The following is a 17,287-nucleotide window of genomic DNA, read 5'->3' as shown; positions in this document are numbered from 1 at the left end:
TCGGTACCACTTACCCTGGCGTGTACCGCCTTGTTGCGAAGAGGCAACAAGTGAATCCGAGGATGATCGCTTCATCCATAGCTTGTCGGAAAACGGGAACAGCCTGATCAGTTCACCTGATCGAGGCGAAGAGAGGACCTGGCACTGTGACGACCGTGGCAGAAGAAGATGTGTTGAGCGCCGTCGAACTGGATCTCACAGTCGACCCGATCGCGGACGAGGTCGGTGCGTCCACCTCGAACGCGGCCGCGCTACCCGCCGAGGCCACCGCTGAGCCGTTCTTCCGTGTCGTGAAGGGCTCGCCCACCGACGAGGAGCTCGCCGCGCTGGTGTGCGTGCTGTCCGCGGCAGCGAACGGCACCGGGCCGACCGGCCCCGCCGGCCCGCCCGACATGTGGGGCCGTCCCACCCTGATGCACCGCGGCTCTTCGCCGTTCTCCCCGTACGCCTTCCCACAGTTGTCCCACCTGCGCGGGTGACCCGCCTCATCCTGGCTTCCGCGTCCCCGGCCCGCCGGGAGGTTCTCCGCTCGGCGGGCATCGACCCGATCGTCCGGGTCTCCGCCGTGGACGAGGACGCGGTCGCCGCCGCCCTTCCGCAGGGCACGCCGCCCCAAACGGTGGTGGTGGAACTCGCTCGCGCCAAAGCGGCCGCCGTAGCCGCCGACATCCCCGAACTGGCTGTCGATTGCGTTGTGGTGGCCTGCGATTCGATGCTGCTCGTCGACGGCGAGTTGCAGGGCAAGCCGCACACACCGGAGGTCGCCCGCGCTCGGTGGGGTGACATGGCCGGGCGCAGCGCCGATCTGGTCACCGGTCACTGCGTGCTGCGGATGCGGGACGGCCAGATCACCGCGGAAGCGGTCGACTGCAGCAGCACCACCGTGCATTTCGCCAAGCCGGAACCGGACGAGCTGGACGCCTACATCGCGACCGGCGAGCCGCTCCAGGTGGCGGGCGCGTTCACCCTCGACGGGCTCGGCGGCTGGTTCGTCGATCGCATCGATGGCGATCCCTCCAGCGTCATCGGCATCGGGCTACCACTGCTGCGCCGACTGCTTGGCGATATTGGGATCGGCGTTACGCAGCTGTGGGGCCACACGGCCTGACGGCGCGGTCAACGCCTCGGCGTCACCGCTCGCGGACATCGTCGCCGCCTCCGCGGTTTCCTCGCGCCGCGCGGCGATGAGTTCCAGTCGAGCCACGCACAACTCCGGCTCGACGAAAGGATGCATCCGCACGTCGATCGCGCCGCGCGCGCCGCCCCGGTCGAGCACCTCTTCGATCAGGCCCAGGTGCACACCGCACACCACCTCGGAGTGCGTCCGCGCGAGTTCGCGCAGCGGACACGCCGTCAGCCGGATCAGTACCTTGCCCTCGGTCTCGGCGGACGGGTCACGCTCGGGCGCGAAGCCGAGTTCCGACATCAGCGTGATGGTCAGGTCCTTGGCGTCTTCCAGCGACTCCACCCGATGGTCGCCGACGTCGAGTCTGGAACCCCACGCGCGGCCCGCCGCGACCGCGGCTTCCGATCTGCGCCGCGGATCGGGGCCGAGCTGATCGGCGAGCACCTGCGCCAGATCCTGGTAGCCGACCGATCGCTGCACCGCGCTGTACCCGATGCGCGGCCGCCCGCGGCCGCGCGGCGGCTGCTGGAACTGCCGGACCAGGGATTCTCTGGTGAGCACATCGAGGTGGAACCGGACCGTTGTGACGTGCTGTCCGGTGATTCTGGCCAGTTCCTGGGCGTCGAGAGGCTCGCTGGCGCCACGTAGGATCGCGAGCAGTCGCCGCCGCGGCCAAGAATCGGACATAGCTCACCCCTCCTCCCGGGAGACTTTATCGGATGTAGGTGCCCTTTATTCGGCCCTCATCCGATTTGTGATCTGAAACGAGAGTCACTGTCGACTCACACCTACCATCGCTGTGAGACCCCGAACCGCTGCCACCACCGTCCACCCATGTGTGAAGGACCCTGACACCGTGCCCGTCGCCCCGGACCCTCATCCCTCACTCGGTTCCTACGCACATCCTCACCGACTAGTAACCACGGAGTGGCTGTCGGCAAACATAGGCGCGCGGGGACTCAAGATCATCGAGGCCAACGAGGACACGCTGCTGTACGACATCGGGCACGTTCCGGGCGCCACCAAACTGGATTGGCGAAGCGATCTGAACGATCCGGTCACGCGCGACTATATCGACGGAACCCGCTTCACCGAACTGATGCGCGCCAAAGGGATAGAACGTGACGACACAGTCGTGATCTATGGGGATCGCGACAACACGCAGGCGGCGCACACGGCGTGGGTGTTCACCCTGTTCGGACACGAGGATGTGCGGCTGCTCGACGGCGGGCGGGCGGCCTGGATCTCCGAGGGGCGCGACACGACCTTCGAGCACGACTACCCGGTGCGCAGCGGCTATCCGGCCGTCCGCCGCGACGACAGCACCTTCCGCGCCTTTCGCGAGGACGTGCTCGCCCACCTCGGCAAGCCGGTGATCGACGTGCGCTCGGCCGAGGAGTACTCCGGCGCGCGCACCCTGGCACCGGGCACCCCCGAGGACGCGGCGTTGCGCGGCGGCCATATCCCCAGCGCGTCCAATATTCCGTGGGCCGAGGCGCTCAACACCGACGGGCGATTCCGATCGCGCGCCGAACTCGGCGAGGTCTACGGCGACTTGACCGGTCCGGACGAGGTGATGGTCTACAGTCGAGTCGGCGTGCGATCCAGCCACAGCTGGTTCGTGCTGACCTACCTGCTCGGGCGTCCGGGCGTGCGCAACTACGACGGTTCCTGGACCGAGTGGGGCAACTCCGTGCGCATGCCGATCGCCAAGGGGAACGAACCGGGCGAGGTACCCACGCGGAGCGGTACGCGACGCATGCGGAGCAGGTAGGGCAGGGTGAGGTCCCAAACACAGCCCGCATACGTTGTGATCCGCGACCTACTGCTCAGTAGGACTGGCCGAGTGCGGCGTCTGTTGGCAGACTGCCTACACTCGCCCCAGACGTAAGTTTGTCGATCACGGGAGCGGAGCCTACAGCAACCCATCCCCCGGCGAAGCGACCAAAAGAATGCACACAGGAGGCTCAGTGCCCAGCCATGCCAGCGCGCGGATCACGAAGGTACTCGTAGCTAACCGAGGCGAGATCGCCGTGCGCGTGATCCGGGCGGCCAAGGACGCCGGCATCGGCAGCGTCGCGGTGTACGCCGAGCCGGACGCCGATGCCCCGTTCGTCAAGCTCGCCGACGAGGCCTTCGCCCTGGGTGGGCAGACCTCGGCCGAGTCGTATCTGGTGTTCGACAAGATCCTCGACGCCGCCGCAAAGTCCGGCGCCGACGCCATCCACCCGGGTTACGGCTTCCTGTCCGAGAACGCCGACTTCGCCCAGGCTGTCATCGACGCCGGGCTGATCTGGATCGGCCCCTCGCCGCAGTCCATCCGCGACCTGGGCGACAAGGTCACCGCGCGGCACATCGCCGAGCGCGCGAAGGCACCGATGGCCGCGGGCACCAAGGACCCGGTCAAGGACGCGACCGAGGTCGTGAAATTCGCCGAGAAGTACGGCGTGCCGGTCGCCATCAAGGCGGCCTTCGGCGGTGGCGGACGCGGCATGAAGGTCGCGCACTCCATCGAGGAGATCCCGGAGCTGTTCGACTCGGCCGTGCGTGAGGCGACCGCCGCCTTCGGTCGCGGCGAGTGCTTCGTCGAGCAGTACCTGGACAAGGCCCGCCACGTCGAGGCACAGGTCATCGCCGACAAGCACGGCAACGTCGTGGTCGCGGGCACCCGCGACTGCTCGCTGCAGCGGCGCTTCCAGAAGCTCGTCGAGGAGGCCCCGGCGCCGTTCCTGTCCGACGAGGTGCGCGCGAAGATCCACGCTTCGGCCAAGGCCATCTGCAAGGAAGCCGGCTACTACGGCGCGGGCACCGTCGAGTACCTGGTGCAGGGCGAGACGGTCTCCTTCCTCGAGGTGAACACCCGCCTGCAGGTGGAGCACCCGGTCACCGAGGAGACCGCGGGCATCGACCTGGTTCGCCAGCAGTTCCGCATCGCCAACGGCGAGAAGCTGGAGATCACCGAGGACCCGACGCCGCGTGGGCACTCCTTCGAGTTCCGCATCAACGGCGAGGACGCCGGCCGCGGCTTCCTGCCCGCCCCCGGCCCGGTCTCGGTGTACCGGGAGCCGTCGGGCCCCGGCGTGCGCGTGGACTCCGGCGTGGTGGCCGGCAGCGTGATCGGCGGACAGTTCGACTCGATGCTGGCCAAGCTGATCGTCACCGGCGAGAACCGCACCCAAGCGCTGGAGCGGGCACGGCGCGCGCTGGCCGAGTTCGAGGTCGACGGCCTGGCCACGGTCATCCCGTTCCACCGGGCGATCGTCGAGGACCCGGCGTTCATCGGTGACGGCGAGAAGTTCGACGTCTACACCAAGTGGATCGAAAACGAGTGGGTCAACACCGTCGAACCGTTCGCGGGCGCGGGCGCCCCGGCCGAGGAGGACGAGGCAGAGCCCCGGCAGAAGGTCGTCGTCGAGGTCGGCGGACGCCGGGTCGAGGTGTCGCTGCCCGGTAACTTCACCGTCGGCGCCGGTGCGGCCGGTGCGGCGGGCAACGGCGCGGGTGTGATCCGCAAGAAGCCCAAGCCGCGCAAGCGTGGCGGCGCGGGCGGCGGCGCGGCCTCCGGTGACGCGGTCACCGCTCCGATGCAGGGCACCGTCGTCAAGGTCGCCGTGGAAGAGGGCCAGTCGGTCGAGGCGGGCGATCTGATCGTGGTGCTCGAGGCCATGAAGATGGAGAACCCGGTCAACGCCCACAAGGCCGGTGTGGTCACCGGCCTGTCCGTCGAGACGGGCGCGGCGATCACCCAGGGCACGGTTCTCGCAGAAATCAAGTAATACCCGGCGAAGACCGCACGGAGCGGGCGCGTGACGACGGAGTCCGCGCCCGCTCCCACTGTTTACGAGGTGGTCCTCGCCTGGTCACGTACGTTGCCTCCGCCGGACCCGATCCGCACACTGTGGTGTCGTATCGTGATCCGGTGACCAGCTCGACAAGCGTCTCCCCCGTCGCGGAGCTGCTCCGCGCGCGCCGTGCCACCTCCAGCCGCGCCGACGGTCACCGTCTGGCGCTGGTGGTGGAGGGTGGCGGCAGCCGGGGCGTGTACTCCAGCGGCATGGTGTCCGCGCTGGAGGAACTCGGACTCGCCGGGGTGTTCGACGCGGTGTACGGCACGTCGGCGGGCGCGATCAACGGCGCCTGGCTGCTGTGTGGGCGCGCGATTCCCGGCATGCGCTCCTGGACCGATCCGGTGATCATGCGCCGCGCCATCGACCCGGCCCGCCTCCTGCGCGGACGTCCGGCGTTCGATCTGCGGTATCTCGTGCATCAGGTGTACGACGGCATCGAACCGATGGATTTCCAGGCGATCCTGGCCAACGCCACGACGTTCCATCCGATCGCCACCGATATCCGCACCGGGCAACCGGTCGACCTGCATCCGCACATCACCGACAAGCGGACGCTCATGCGCGCGTTGCGGGCGTCGGCGGGCCTGCCCATCCTGGCCGGTCCACCGGTCGCCCTGGGCGACTCGGCCTACTTCGACGGCGGCCTCTCCGAAACCGTTCCGATCCGCACCGCGGTCCGGGCGGGCGCCACCCATGCCTTGGTCCTGCGCACCCGGCGGATGGACGAAAGACGTCCGCCGGCTTCGCGCCTGCACCAGATCGTCGGCGGCGGCTATCTGCGCGCGGTGGCGCCCGGCGCGTACCGGGCCTGGCTCGAACGCCCGCGCCAGCAGGACATCGAGGACCGGGCGCTCGCCGGTCTGGGCGACTCCGTCCTGCAGATCCACCCGCCCGCCGGCTCTCCCGATATCGACAGCGCCGCCCGCGACACCACCCTGCTGGCCGCTGCCCTGCAGATCGGCCGTCGAGCCGTCCTCAGCGCGCTCTCCGCCGTTCTGCCTGCCGTCTGACCGCTTCCGCTCGCGCTCTGCTTCGCGGAGCGTCGCGAACAGCGGCAGTGGGAAAGCGGTCAGTCCAGGCGGACTCGGACACCGTTGGACAGCACGAAGTCGTGGAGTTCGAGGTGTCCGGGAGTGGCGGTCGCGGGGAGGTCGAAGACGAGCTGGGTGGTCGCGGATTGCCCGGGGCGCAGCTCGAAGGAGTAGCCGAGGCGCTGCTGGGTGTTCTGCCATATCGTGGCGGTGGCGTTGTGGTCGAAGGCAGTGCTCTGCGTGTCCAGCAGGCGCTGCCCCAAGGGAAGGAACCACTTCGTCTCGTCGGAGATATTGCGCACGGCCAGTGTGACGATCAGGAACGAGCCCGCGGCCGTCTGTAGTCCGACCCGTGACACGCCCGCGTCGACCTTCGTCACGACGAACTCGAACTTGCCGTCGCGAACGGGTGTGCCCACCGCCGGGTCGGGCACTCGATCGTCTCCGGGTGGTCCCGGATGCTCCACGGCCACCGCCGAAGGCGGCAATGAAGGCCCGGGCGTGCCCGCGTCGCCGGTTCTGCTGCCCGCCGCGATCAACGCGACGCAACCTGCCGCGAACGCGAACGGGGCAAGGAAGACGACGACCAGCGCGCCGATCATCTTCGACAGCAGGCTGCGACGGCGGCGCGGCCGTCGGCGCGGGACCGGGACGCCCGGCCGCCGCTGTGCGGACGGCGGATAGCCCGGCCGCTGCACCGCTGGGAAAACCTTCCGCGCCGGTACCCCCGGCCTCCGATAAGGCGGTACGGCCGGACCCGGCTTCGGGGTCAGCACACGCGATTGCAGCGCGAGCAACCGTTCCTGCCAACCCGGCTGTCCCCGCCGGGCAGCTCCAGCGGCATACGACCCGTTCTGATACCACCGCCGGGGGGCTGGATAAGGTTGCCCGGCGAACGGATAACCATTGCCTGCCGGACGCTGGGGGTCGGCATATCCCCGCACCGACGATCCCGGATTCGAAACGTGCCCGCCCGCGCCGCGATTCGGGCTGGGCGTGACCGAAGACCAGTCGAGCTTGGTCGCCACGAGCGTCGGCGTCGGACCTGGCTCCGGCAGCACTTCGGTCGGGTGAGGCGTTTGCCGTCGTTCCGGCTCCGCAGCGACGGGTTCCGGTGTGCCGCCTTCCGCGACAGCAGATTTCGAGCTTACCGGCGAATGTTGCTCTGGCGCAGCCTGTTTCGCCGGACCGCCGCTTTCGGGCGGATACGCGTCACCCCTCTGCGGTGGCACGGCCGCCGCGGCGGCTATCCCCGGCACCGGCTTTGTCGGTTGACGACGCGATCCGAACGGCGTCGGCGCAACGGCTCGCGAGTCCGGGGCCGGAGCGCCGATCGCGGCGCACGCGGCCGCCGCGAAGTCTCCTGCGGTGGAGTACCTTTCGCTCGGCTCCTTGGCCAGTCCGCGGGCGATGACTGCGTCCAGCGCGGCGGGGACGGCGGCGCACACCGCACCGGCTCGGGGCGGCGCCGCCATCAGGTGCGCATGCATCTGCTGCGCGGGATCGGTGTCGCCGTAGAGCCGGGAGCCGGTGAGGCATTCGTAGAGCACGCAGGCCAGCGAGTAGACGTCGGCGCGCCCGTCCACCGTTCCGCCGAACCGTTCCGGCGCCATGTACGCGAGGGTGCCGATCGCCATGCCGGTGGCGGTCACGGCCGACTGACCGAGGGCGTGCGCGATACCGAAGTCGATCAGGTAGGTGAAGCCGCTGGGATGGACGACGATGTTCGACGGTTTGACGTCACGGTGTACCAGTCCGGCCCGATGCGCCACGTCGAGCGCGGTGGCGACGTGCCCGATGATGCCGACCGCCACTACCGGTGGCATCGGCCCCTCGGCCGCCAGCTTGCCCGCCAGGTCGACGCCCTCGACGAATTGCATGTCGATGTAGAGCCGTCCATCGATCTCGCCGAATCGGTGGATCCTGGGTACATGCGGGTCGCGCAACTGCGCCACCGCCTGGGCCTCGCGCTCGAATCGCTTGCGGTATCCGCCCGTGGCCGCCAGGTCGGCGGGCAAGAGTTTCAACGCCACCTGCCGTGCCGCCACCGTGTCGTACGCCAGCCACACCTGCCCCATGCCGCCCTTGCCGAGCAGCCGTTCCAGCCGGTAGCCCGCGAATCGCACCTCCCCCATCGCGAACCTCCAGTCACCGTCGACGTCTGGTCGGCCGGCCTCCACCGCGGAGCGGACAACCGCAAATCAGCAGATCACCGCGCGAATACCGAAGACGTGGCCTCTTTCGGAGCGTAACCCCGCCCCGCGTCACGCACCACTGTGTGCTCCACGACAGTCCGGGAGCCGTCGCGCCTACTTGTTCGGCTTGGGCTTGTCTCTGCCGTTGCCCTGGTTCGAATGGCCGGGCTTGCCCCGATCGCGCTTGTCGTCCGCGCCCTGATAGGAGTCGTTCGCGCCGCCTCCGGTGCTGCCGGTGACGACGCCGGTGGGGGCCGCCACGGCAGGCAGCCAGCTCGCCCGGTCCGCCGCCAACGGAGTACAGGCCAGCGCGAGACCGTCGACGGTGACGCGGTGCACGTCGACCGCCGGGTCGCACGGCTGCCCAGCGCCGGGCAGGACCAGGATGGGTGCGGAAATCGGCACCGGCGGCGGCGTGACCGGGGCATGCGACGGCAGCGCCGGTTGCGCCGCGCCTTCCCGCTGGAAAGACGGAATCGGGGACGCGTCCGGGCCCGCGTCGGCCACCTCCGGCCGTCCGAGCCACAGCGTCCCGGCGACCGCCGCGGCGAGCGTCCCGAAAGCCGCCAGCGCGAGGCGCGGACCGGCGGACGCCCACGCCCGGGGCGAGCCGCCCGGCCGGGGTGTGCCACCGGCCCGAGGTGAGCCACCGGTCCGGGCGGCCCAGCGGGGTGGCGGCAGCACGGTGGTCGGCACCGAGGAGGAGAGCTCGACCGTCGTCGCGTCGCGGCCCGTCACGGCCGCGTACCCGGCGGACGCCAGTTCCCCCGCGCTGGACCACCGCCGGGCCGGGTCTTTCGCCATGCCGCGCGCGATAACCGCATCCAACTCCGGCGGCACGGCCGGATTCAGCGCGGACGCCGGCGGCGGGGTCCGCATCAGGTGGGCGCGCAACAGCTGAGGCGGATCGCTGCCCTCGAACGGTCTGCGCCCGGTGAGACACTCGTACAGCACGCAGGCCAGCGAGTACTGATCGGACGGAGGTCCCGCCGTGCCGTCGAACCGCTCCGGCGCCATGTAGGCCAGCGTGCCGACCACGTTGCCGGTGGCGGTGATCGAGGGCTGGTCGCTGCGGTGCGCGGTACCGAAGTCGATCAGGTACACCGTGCCGTCCGGTGTCACCATGATGTTGGAGGGCTTGACGTCGCGGTGCACCAGGCCCGCGCGATGCGCGATATCGAGGGCGGTGGCCGTCTGCGCCACGATCTCGATCGCGCGCTCGGGCGCCAGCCGCCCTTCGCGCCGCAGCAGCGCGGCGACGTCCGAGCCTTCGATGAACTCCATATCGATGTACAGGCGGCCGTCGAGTTCGCCGAAGGAATGAATCGGCACCAGGTGCGGCCCGCGCACCTGGGCGGCGAGCCGGGCTTCCCTGGTGAATCGCTGCCGGAATCTCGTATCCGCCGCGTGTCCGGCGGTCAGCACCTTCAATGCGACGGCACGGTCAGTTCTGGTGTCGTGCGCGAGCCAGACTTCGCCTGTGCCGCCGCTGCCCAGCAACCGGTCGAGGCGGTAGTGGCCGAACCATAGCTCGTCCATCTCGATAGAACCTCCCGCTAGCCTTTTCCGCATGATCGAGCTACCCGAAATTCACGTCCGCACCGCGGAAAGCGCAAAAGCGACGTCGCGGCCATCCGATCATGTCCCAGCTAGGCCGCTCGGCGTCGGGAAATTCGCGGGAGTGTTTCCGGGTGCGCAGCCCGCCGCACCGGGCAGCGGGCACGGAACGGGTGAGCGCTGATGGAGCCGATCGAGATCAACGCGGGCGCCTGGTATCTGCGCGCGCTGCGCGCCGACGACCGCATCGATGACCGCCCCGCCTTGGCGGCGGGCGGCATCACGGAACCGGACTACGTGGCCCGGCGCACTGCGGGCTGGGCGGAGGAAACGCACTTCTCCTGGGCGGTCTGCGAACCGACGACCGCCGAACTGGTGGCCGAGATCGGGGTGACGCCCGCGAGTGACGGAACCGCGAACGTGCGCGGATGGGCGCGCCCCGGCTACGAAGCCGCTCTGGACGCCGGGCTGAGGTCCGTATGCCGCTTCGTCGAAGGCGGTTTGGGGCTGCGTCCGGTCACGTCCTGACCGGCGCACCGGGGTTTCGGTGGGACCGCGGGTTCAGCGCATGACGCCGGTGTGCCCGGTGGAGTAGCGTCCGGGCTGCGGCCAGATGGTGAGTCCGTGCGGTCCTTTGCCGACGGGGATGCGCGCCAAGAGTTGCCAATTGACGATGTCGATGGCGTACACCTCGCCGTGATGACGGCCGGACGCCCAGAAGACGCGCCCGTCGGCGGAGATGTTGCCCATGTCGGGACTGCCGCCCCCGGGCACGAACCACTTGTGCACCAGCCCGTTCGCCGCGAAGTCCCACACCGAGACGCTGCCTTCGTGCCGGTTGGTGATGAGCATCCGGGTGGAATCGCGAGTGACGTAGAGCCCGTGGGTCCCCTTGCCGGTCGGCACGAATCCGGTGTTGTCGAAGGTGTGCGCGTCGAAGAGGTAGATGCCGTCGGCGGCCATGTCGGCGACGAAGAAGGTGTGACCGTCCGGCGACAGCTTCACATCCTGCGGCTTGCCCGAGCGGCCTCCGGGCAGGTCGATCGTCTTGACGACTCTGCGCTCGGCCACGTCGAAAGCCAGCATCCGGCCGATGAATTCGCACGACGCCAGGGCGAAGCGGCCGTCGGCGGTGAAGTCCATGTGGTCGACGCCCGCGCAGTCGGGCACCGCCATGGCGTGCGTCTTCTGCCAGGTGTGCGGATCGTAGAAATCCAGCGACTTGTCCGCCTCCGCGACGACCAGCGCGTACCGGCCGTCCGGCGTGTAGTACATGTTGTACGGATCGCGGACGGGAAAGGGTTCGCCCGGCTTGCCGGTCCGCGGATCGATCGGAAGCAGGCTGCCGCTGCCCAGTGGCATGTCGTTGGTGACGTAGAGCGTCTGCATGTCGTAGGACGGCACGACGTGCTGCGGCTCGAACCCGCCCGCGGGGAAGGTGTCGATCACCCGGAAGGTGTCCGGATCGATCACCGACACCGTGTTCGACTGGCTGTTGGGCACGTAGACCAGCGGGCGATGGTCGGCCACGGTGGGGCTGAGCTCGCGGTTGGCCGCGTACACGTCGGTCGGTGAGAGCGGCGGCGGCATCCCGGGCAACAGATCGGTCATGTGCGGCGGGAGCACATCGGTGGTCGGTGCGGCCACGGTGGTCGGTGCCACCACCGTGGACGGTGCGGCCACGCTGGTCGTGGCGGCCTGGCTTCCCTCGGTGTCCACCGTGCCCGCGTCACTGGCGGCGCAGCCCGCCACCGCGGACAGCACGACGAGAGGGACCACGAGGTGTGACGCGCAGCATCGGTACGTGCGCTGTCGGTTCACGCGCCGCACCTGCTCTGGGAGTGGTGAAGACGAGAGGACATGGCTGCGAAGCCTAGGAGGTGGATCCGGGATTCCGGCGGACCCCGCGCCGGAGCACACCGGAATGCCCGGATCATCCCGTTCTGGCGTTATTCGAGGCTGGTCAGCACCCGATCGAGCGCGTCGACGGCCTCGTCCAACTCGGCGACGGTGACCGTGAGCGGGGGACGGAACCGGATGCCTCGCTCACCGGTGCCGAGGATCAGCACGTGCTCGCGCTCGCGCAGCGCGGCGAGCACCTCGTCCCGCAGCCGCGACGACGACAGCGTGATCGCGCACATCAGTCCGCGCCCGCGCGGCTCGCTGACATCGAGACGGCGGGCGGCCAGCGCGCCCAGCCGCTCGAGCAGGTGCGCACCCAGCGGACGGGACCGTTCGATCAGCTCGTCCCGCTCGAGCACCTCCAGGATGCGCCTGCTGCGCGCCATGTCGGCGAGGTTGCCGCCCCAGGTCGAGTTGAGCCGGGAGCTGACCGCGAAGACGTTGCCGGGCACCTCGTCCACGCGCCCGCCCGCCATGACGCCGCACACCTGGGTCCGCTTACCGAAGGCGACGACGTCCGGCTCCAAGCCGAGTTGCTGGTAGGCCCAGGTGGTTCCGGTCATGCCCACGCCGGTCTGCACCTCGTCCAGCACGAACAGCGCGTCGTTCTCGTGACACAACTGCTGCACGGCTTGCAGGAACCGCGGGCGCAGATGCCGGTCGCCGCCCTCGCCCTGGATCGGCTCGGCGATGAAACACGCTATGTCGTGCGGGTTTTCCTCGAATGCTCGCCGCGCCTGGGCGAGCGCGCACGCCTCCGCCTCCTCGACGTCGAAGGCGTCGGTGAGGTAAGGGGACTTGATGCGGGGCCAGTCGAACTTCGGGAAACGCGCGGTCTTCACCGGATCGGTGTTGGTGAGCGACATCGTGTAACCGGTGCGGCCGTGGAACGCCCCGGTCAGGTGCAGCACCTTGGTGCCGAGTTCCGTTGCGCGGCCGTGCGATTCGTTGTGCCTGCTCTTCCAGTCGAACGCGACCTTGAGGGCGTTCTCCACCGCGAGGCCGCCGCCGTCGATGAAGAACAGATGCGGCAGCCGCGGATCACCGAGCACCCGCACGAACGTCTCGACGAAGCGGGCCATCTCGACGGTGTAGATGTCGGAGTTGCTGGGCTTGTTCAGTGCCGCGGTGAGCAGTTCGGCACGGAACTCCGCGTCGTCGGCCAGGGCGGGATGGTTCATGCCCAGCGCGTTGGAGGCGAAGAAGCCGAACATGTCGAGGTAGGAGCTGCCGTCGCGTTCGTCGACGAGACGGCAGCCGCGGGACCGATTGAGGTCGAGAACCAAGTCGAAGCCGTCGGCCAGGATGCTCGCCGACAAGATCTCACGAACCCGGGCGGCGGGGGTGACCGCCGGGCGGGTGCGTTCCAGTTCGATGGTCACGCCCCTGAGGGTACGTAAAAATTTACGGAACCTCTACAACAAAACGGATTAATTACGAGCAAACCCTACCTGTCATAGAATGTCTGCAAGATGATGGTGCTTCGGGTTCGCACGTTGGCGGTGGCTCTGATCTCCTGGAGCAACTGCTCGAGGTGCCGCGGGGACGCCACTCGCACCAGCAGGACATAGCTCTCCTCGCCGGCCACCGAGTGGCAGGCCTCGATGCCGGGGATGTGCTGCAGGACCGCGGGAGCGTCATCGGGTTGCGACGGGTCGAGAGGAGTGATGGCGACGAATGCCGACAGCAGTTGACCGAGCGCTTCGGGATCGACGTGCGCGGTATACCCGCGGATCACACCGCGTGCCTCTAATCGGCGGACCCGGGACTGCACCGCGGACACCGACAGACTCGCCTTCTCCGCCAGGTTCGACAGGGTGGCCCGTCCATCGGCCATCAGTTCACGAATCAGCAGGCGATCGATGTCATCGAGTACGGGTCTTGCCGGTGTATCCGCCATCAGCGAAGGCTAACTCAGCCGACGCGCCTCGTGTCCGAAACCTGACCTCCATCCTCCCGCCCTGTGGGACAGACACGCCGCGACGCGGCCGAAAGGTACGGCGGAACAACACATGACCGAGGTACTCGACGACCAGACCACCCAGCGACTCGCTGCCCGCGCGGAGGCGGTGCTGCGCGAATTCGCCGCGGGACCACCGGAACCCGGCGACCTGCCCGCGCGCACTCCGATCACCGGAGGGCAGCTGATGACCTTGCGGTCCAGCTCGCTCACCGAGGTCGACGCCGCGATCGGCCGGGCCGCCACCGCCTTCCGCGCCTGGCGCGGCGTTCCGGCGCCCGTCCGGGCCGCGGTCGTGCGCAGGCTGGGGCAGCTGCTCACCGCGCACAAGAGCGACCTGGCCGAGCTGGTCACGCTGGAGGCGGGCAAGATCCCCGCCGAGGCCACGGGCGAGGTGCAGGAGATGATCGACATCTGCGAATTCGCCGTCGGTCTGTCCCGCCAGCTCTACGGCCACACCATGCCCTCGGAGCGCCCCGGCCACCGGCTGATGGAGACCTGGCACCCCCTCGGCGTGGTCGGGGTCATCTCCGCGTTCAACTTCCCGGTCGCGGTCTGGGCGTGGAACACGGCGATCGCGCTGGTCTGCGGCGACACCGTGGTGTGGAAGCCCTCCGAGACGACGCCACTGACGGCGCTGGCTTGTCACGCGCTGCTGCGGCGCGCGGCAGGCGAAGTCGGCGCGGATCCCGAAATACACCAAGTGATCCAGGGCGGCAGCGACGTCGGGGCACGACTGGTCGACGACGAGCGAGTGCCGCTGGTCAGCGCGACCGGCTCGGTGCGGATGGGGCGGCTGGTCGCGCCGCGGGTGGCCGAGCGGCTCGGGCGCTGCCTGCTGGAGCTCGGCGGCAACAACGGCGCGATCGTCACCGCGTCCGCCGACCTGGACCTCGCGGCGCGGGCCATCGTGTTCGCGGCGGCGGGCACTGCCGGGCAGCGGTGCACCACGCTGCGGCGGCTGATCGCGCATCGTGACGTCGTCGGCCCGCTGCTGGACCGGCTGGAGCGGGCGTACCGGCAACTGTCGGTGGGCAATCCGCTCGACGAGGGAGTGCTGGTCGGGCCGCTGATCGACGGGAAGGCCTACACCGGGATGCGCGCCGCGCTGGACAAGGCGGTGACCGACGGCGGCGAACTGGTCTGCGGCGGCGAGCGAGTCGACGGGTTCGGCGACGACGCCTACTACGTGCGGCCCGCCATCGTGCGCATGCCGACGCAGACCGCCGTGGTGCGGGAGGAGACCTTCGCGCCGATCCTCTACGTGCTCACCTACGACGACTTCGACCGCGCGATCACCCTGCACAACGAAGTGCCGCAGGGTCTGTCGTCCTCGATCTTCACCACCGACCAGCGCGAGGCCGAACGCTTCCTCGCCGCCGACGGGTCCGATTGCGGCATCGCCAACGTCAATATCGGCACCTCCGGCGCCGAGATCGGCGGCGCCTTCGGTGGCGAGAAGCAGACCGGCGGCGGGCGCGAATCCGGCTCGGACTCCTGGAAGGCCTACATGCGCCGAGCCACCAACACCGTCAACTACTCCACCGAGCTTCCCCTCGCCCAAGGCATCGAATTCGGCTGAGCCACCCCGCCCCACCAGGCGATTCGGTCATTCGTACCCACCCTGTGTAGTGTTATCCGTACGACGCGGGGTGGAGCAGCTCGGTAGCTCGCTGGGCTCATAACCCAGAGGTCGCAGGTTCAAATCCTGTCCCCGCTACTGTAGGCCCGGGTCGGCGGTTCACCCCGCCGACCCGGGCCATTTTGCTGTCGACCTCAGGGAAGACGATCACCTTCCTGCGCCGCCGCACGGTAGCCGATAGATGGCTGATTTGGGCTCTTACCACTTCGCACAGCCGGAGATATGCGCGAATGTGTGACCCGCGCCGCTATTCTTCGATCTCAGCTGCCTGATCACCAGGTAAGACGTTTCGACGCAAGTTCCAGCGACGCCGTCGCGGCCCGCGATGCCCGTGGTTTGCCACGAACGCGAAGGAGAGAGCTGTGCAGCGCAGAGCGATGCTCAAGGGATGTGCGGCGGCGGTCGCCGTGCCGATGTTCGCCACCGCCTGCGGTGTGCTGGACGGCGGCGCGAAAGCGGTGGACGAGCTGGCCTTCGACCCGGACGCGTTCACGACCGAGAAGAAGACAGTCGCCACCTTCGATCGCGACAAAGAGGTGACCTATCGCCGCTACACGGAGGTTGCCTATGTCGCGAAGCCGATCGACAAGGCGTACCAGAGTTTGAACGTCAGCGTGCCCGTCGAGATCGATGGCCGCTCCGTCGACGCGAGCAAGGCGCCCATCCTCTTGAGCAACTCCGTCGCGGGATATCTGTCATCGTCGGTTGCGAACGGCGAACCGGACGACGGCGGTGATCGGACCAGGAACCAGGATCTCGCGCTCGCGGCGGGTTATGTAGTCGTCGACTCCGGCGCTCGCGGGCGCGACCTGGTGGCCCCCGACGGCATGTACTACGGCGTGGCTCCCGCCGCCATCGTGGATCTGAAGGCCGCCGTCCGGTACCTGCGGCACAACTCGGGCCGCGTGCCGGGAAACACCGACCGGATCGTGGTCACCGGGGTCAGCGCGGGAGGCGCGCTGTCCGCCCTGCTCGCCGTGTCCGGGGACAGCCGGATGTACGACCGGTATCTCGCCGAACTCGGCGCGGCGGACGCCAGCGATGCCGTCTTCGCTGCCGCGCCCTACTGTCCGATCACCGACCTCGAACACGCGGATATGGCCTACGAGTGGAATTGGGGCGCGAACCCGTCGCGCTCGGGTGCACTCGACGCCGTGGCCTCACGGGACCTGAGCGCGGCGTTCACCGACTACCAGGCTTCGCTGGAACTACAGGGCAGGAACGGATTCGGGCGCCTCACTGCCGCGAACTACGGCGACTATCTCGTACGGACCTACCTGGAACCGGCGGCGACCGAGTACTTGACCGCACTGCCGGACGCAGACCGCTCGAGCTATCTCGCGGCCAACACGTGGATCACGTGGGCGGGCGATCGGGCGGAGTTCACCTGGCCGAACTTCCTCGCGCACGTCGGTGAGCGGAAGAAGGGCGTACCCGCGTTCGACGCCTTCGACCTGTCCTCGGGCGAGAACAACGAGTTCGGTGGCGGAACCGTCAAGGCCAGGCACTTCACCCTGTTCAGCCTGCGGCATGCGACCGGCGACCCCGGCGCGCAACTCGACAGCGACCTGCCCGAGAAGATCAGCATGATGAACCCCATGTTCTTTCTCCGACAGCGGAATCCCGCCCGAGCGAAGCACTGGTGGATCCGCGTCGGCACCAAGGACACCGACACCTCGCTGACGATCGTGGGCAACCTCGCCGCGAGCCTGGAGAATCTGGGCGCCGAGGTCGACGCCGCGATGTACTGGGACGCGGGCCACGGCAGCAACGAGGACGCCGCGGATTTCATCGCGTGGATCGGAAGGGTGACCGGTTACGCGGGGTGAGTCGTTCGCGAACCCGGCACCCTCGCACTCGCAGGCCGGTGGACCACCACGCGGCATCGAGATCGGATCACGGAGCCCGCGGACTGGTGGACGCGCTGGTATCGCCTGCCTGCGCCGTTCTCCTGGTAGGCGACGGCGAAGTCCGCAGCCGTTCCGATGATCGACCGGCGACCGGGCGACGCGGCGTGCGGTACCCC

14 protein-coding genes and 1 tRNA gene are annotated in these 17,287 nt (G+C 68.9%); 9 read left to right on the top strand and 6 right to left on the bottom strand.

Features of this window, described 5'->3' with window-relative positions; genetic code table 11:
• Window positions 1-155: 155 nt before the first annotated feature.
• On the top strand, window positions 156-479 hold the full coding sequence (locus ON19_RS05890) for an acyl-CoA carboxylase subunit epsilon (protein ID WP_372478632.1): 324 nt from the start codon (window positions 156-158) through the stop codon (window positions 477-479).
• The gene (locus tag ON19_RS05885; RefSeq protein WP_043688071.1) at window positions 476-1,108 is read left to right on the top strand and encodes a nucleoside triphosphate pyrophosphatase; all 633 of its coding nucleotides are present in this window, start codon (window positions 476-478) and stop codon (window positions 1,106-1,108) included. The genes ON19_RS05890 and ON19_RS05885 overlap by 4 nt, the downstream gene beginning before the upstream one ends.
• Here the strand turns inward: ON19_RS05885 and ON19_RS05880 are convergent.
• Entirely contained in the window at window positions 1,037-1,813 is a 777-nt protein-coding gene (locus tag ON19_RS05880; RefSeq protein WP_043688069.1) for a helix-turn-helix transcriptional regulator, read from the bottom strand. The two genes, ON19_RS05885 and ON19_RS05880, sit on opposite strands and share 72 nt — an antisense overlap.
• A gap of 169 nt (window positions 1,814-1,982) precedes the next feature.
• Here ON19_RS05880 and ON19_RS05875 point away from each other — a divergent pair, with 169 nt between their 5' ends.
• From ON19_RS05875 to ON19_RS05865, 3 genes are all read left to right on the top strand, one after another.
• The gene (locus tag ON19_RS05875; protein WP_043688142.1) at window positions 1,983-2,900 is read left to right on the top strand and encodes a sulfurtransferase; all 918 of its coding nucleotides are present in this window, start codon (window positions 1,983-1,985) and stop codon (window positions 2,898-2,900) included.
• 196 nt (window positions 2,901-3,096) lie between these two features.
• On the top strand, window positions 3,097-4,902 hold the full coding sequence (locus tag ON19_RS05870) for an acetyl/propionyl/methylcrotonyl-CoA carboxylase subunit alpha (protein WP_043688068.1): 1,806 nt from the start codon (window positions 3,097-3,099) through the stop codon (window positions 4,900-4,902).
• A 143-nt stretch (window positions 4,903-5,045) separates the two neighbouring features.
• The gene (locus ON19_RS05865) at window positions 5,046-5,984 is read left to right on the top strand and encodes a patatin-like phospholipase family protein (protein WP_043688140.1); all 939 of its coding nucleotides are present in this window, start codon (window positions 5,046-5,048) and stop codon (window positions 5,982-5,984) included.
• Window positions 5,985-6,043: 59 nt separating this feature from the next.
• Here the strand turns inward: ON19_RS05865 and ON19_RS38710 are convergent, their stop codons facing one another.
• On the bottom strand, window positions 6,044-8,140 hold the full coding sequence (locus ON19_RS38710) for a serine/threonine-protein kinase (RefSeq protein ID WP_051168573.1): 2,097 nt from the start codon (window positions 8,138-8,140) through the stop codon (window positions 6,044-6,046).
• A gap of 174 nt (window positions 8,141-8,314) precedes the next feature.
• Window positions 8,315-9,739, bottom strand: a complete 1,425-nt coding sequence (locus ON19_RS38705; RefSeq protein WP_051168572.1) for a serine/threonine-protein kinase — start codon at window positions 9,737-9,739, stop codon at window positions 8,315-8,317.
• Between the two features lie 201 nt (window positions 9,740-9,940).
• On the opposite strand from ON19_RS38705, the gene ON19_RS05850 reads away from it, so the two are divergent.
• Complete coding sequence (locus ON19_RS05850; RefSeq protein ID WP_043688067.1) at window positions 9,941-10,285, top strand: hypothetical protein; 345 nt, start codon at window positions 9,941-9,943, stop codon at window positions 10,283-10,285.
• 33 nt (window positions 10,286-10,318) lie between these two features.
• On the opposite strand, the gene ON19_RS05845 is transcribed toward ON19_RS05850, so the two are convergent.
• From ON19_RS05845 to ON19_RS05835, 3 genes are all read right to left on the bottom strand, one after another.
• Complete coding sequence (locus ON19_RS05845) at window positions 10,319-11,578, bottom strand: YVTN family beta-propeller repeat protein (RefSeq protein ID WP_227954456.1); 1,260 nt, start codon at window positions 11,576-11,578, stop codon at window positions 10,319-10,321.
• Between the two features lie 128 nt (window positions 11,579-11,706).
• On the bottom strand, window positions 11,707-13,041 hold the full coding sequence (gene lat / locus ON19_RS05840; RefSeq protein WP_051168571.1) for an L-lysine 6-transaminase: 1,335 nt from the start codon (window positions 13,039-13,041) through the stop codon (window positions 11,707-11,709).
• Window positions 13,042-13,106: 65 nt separating this feature from the next.
• Complete coding sequence (locus ON19_RS05835) at window positions 13,107-13,559, bottom strand: Lrp/AsnC family transcriptional regulator (RefSeq protein ID WP_043688065.1); 453 nt, start codon at window positions 13,557-13,559, stop codon at window positions 13,107-13,109.
• Window positions 13,560-13,671: 112 nt separating this feature from the next.
• Between ON19_RS05835 and amaB the strand changes: the two genes are divergently transcribed.
• The 3 genes from amaB to ON19_RS05820 all read left to right on the top strand — a co-directional run bounded on the left by amaB (window position 13,672) and on the right by ON19_RS05820 (window position 17,090).
• Window positions 13,672-15,201, top strand: a complete 1,530-nt coding sequence (gene amaB / locus ON19_RS05830; protein ID WP_043688063.1) for an L-piperidine-6-carboxylate dehydrogenase — start codon at window positions 13,672-13,674, stop codon at window positions 15,199-15,201.
• 64 nt (window positions 15,202-15,265) lie between these two features.
• A tRNA-Met gene (locus ON19_RS05825) sits at window positions 15,266-15,339 on the top strand.
• A 284-nt stretch (window positions 15,340-15,623) separates the two neighbouring features.
• Window positions 15,624-17,090: a subtype B tannase gene (locus ON19_RS05820; protein WP_083899163.1), complete on the top strand. Its 1,467-nt coding sequence runs from the start codon at window positions 15,624-15,626 to the stop codon at window positions 17,088-17,090.
• Window positions 17,091-17,287 lie beyond the last annotated feature (197 nt).

This window comes from Nocardia abscessus NBRC 100374 (assembly GCF_000308455.1).
GTDB classification, from domain to species: Bacteria; Actinomycetota; Actinomycetes; order Mycobacteriales; family Mycobacteriaceae; genus Nocardia; species Nocardia abscessus.
This window is presented reverse-complemented; position numbering and strand designations above follow the sequence as displayed.

What these genes read in the sequence shown, in the direction of transcription:
- ON19_RS05880 (WP_043688069.1), bottom strand. Translation starts at nt 1,813, where the DNA reads ATGTCCGATTCTTGGCCGCGGCGGCGACTGCTCGCGATCCTACGTGGC.
- ON19_RS38710 (WP_051168573.1), bottom strand. Translation starts at nt 8,140, where the DNA reads ATGGGGGAGGTGCGATTCGCGGGCTACCGGCTGGAACGGCTGCTCGGC.
- ON19_RS38705 (WP_051168572.1), bottom strand. Translation starts at nt 9,739, where the DNA reads ATGGACGAGCTATGGTTCGGCCACTACCGCCTCGACCGGTTGCTGGGC.
- ON19_RS05850 (WP_043688067.1), top strand. Translation starts at nt 9,941, where the DNA reads ATGGAGCCGATCGAGATCAACGCGGGCGCCTGGTATCTGCGCGCGCTG.
- ON19_RS05835 (WP_043688065.1), bottom strand. Translation starts at nt 13,559, where the DNA reads ATGGCGGATACACCGGCAAGACCCGTACTCGATGACATCGATCGCCTG.
- amaB (WP_043688063.1), top strand. Translation starts at nt 13,672, where the DNA reads ATGACCGAGGTACTCGACGACCAGACCACCCAGCGACTCGCTGCCCGC.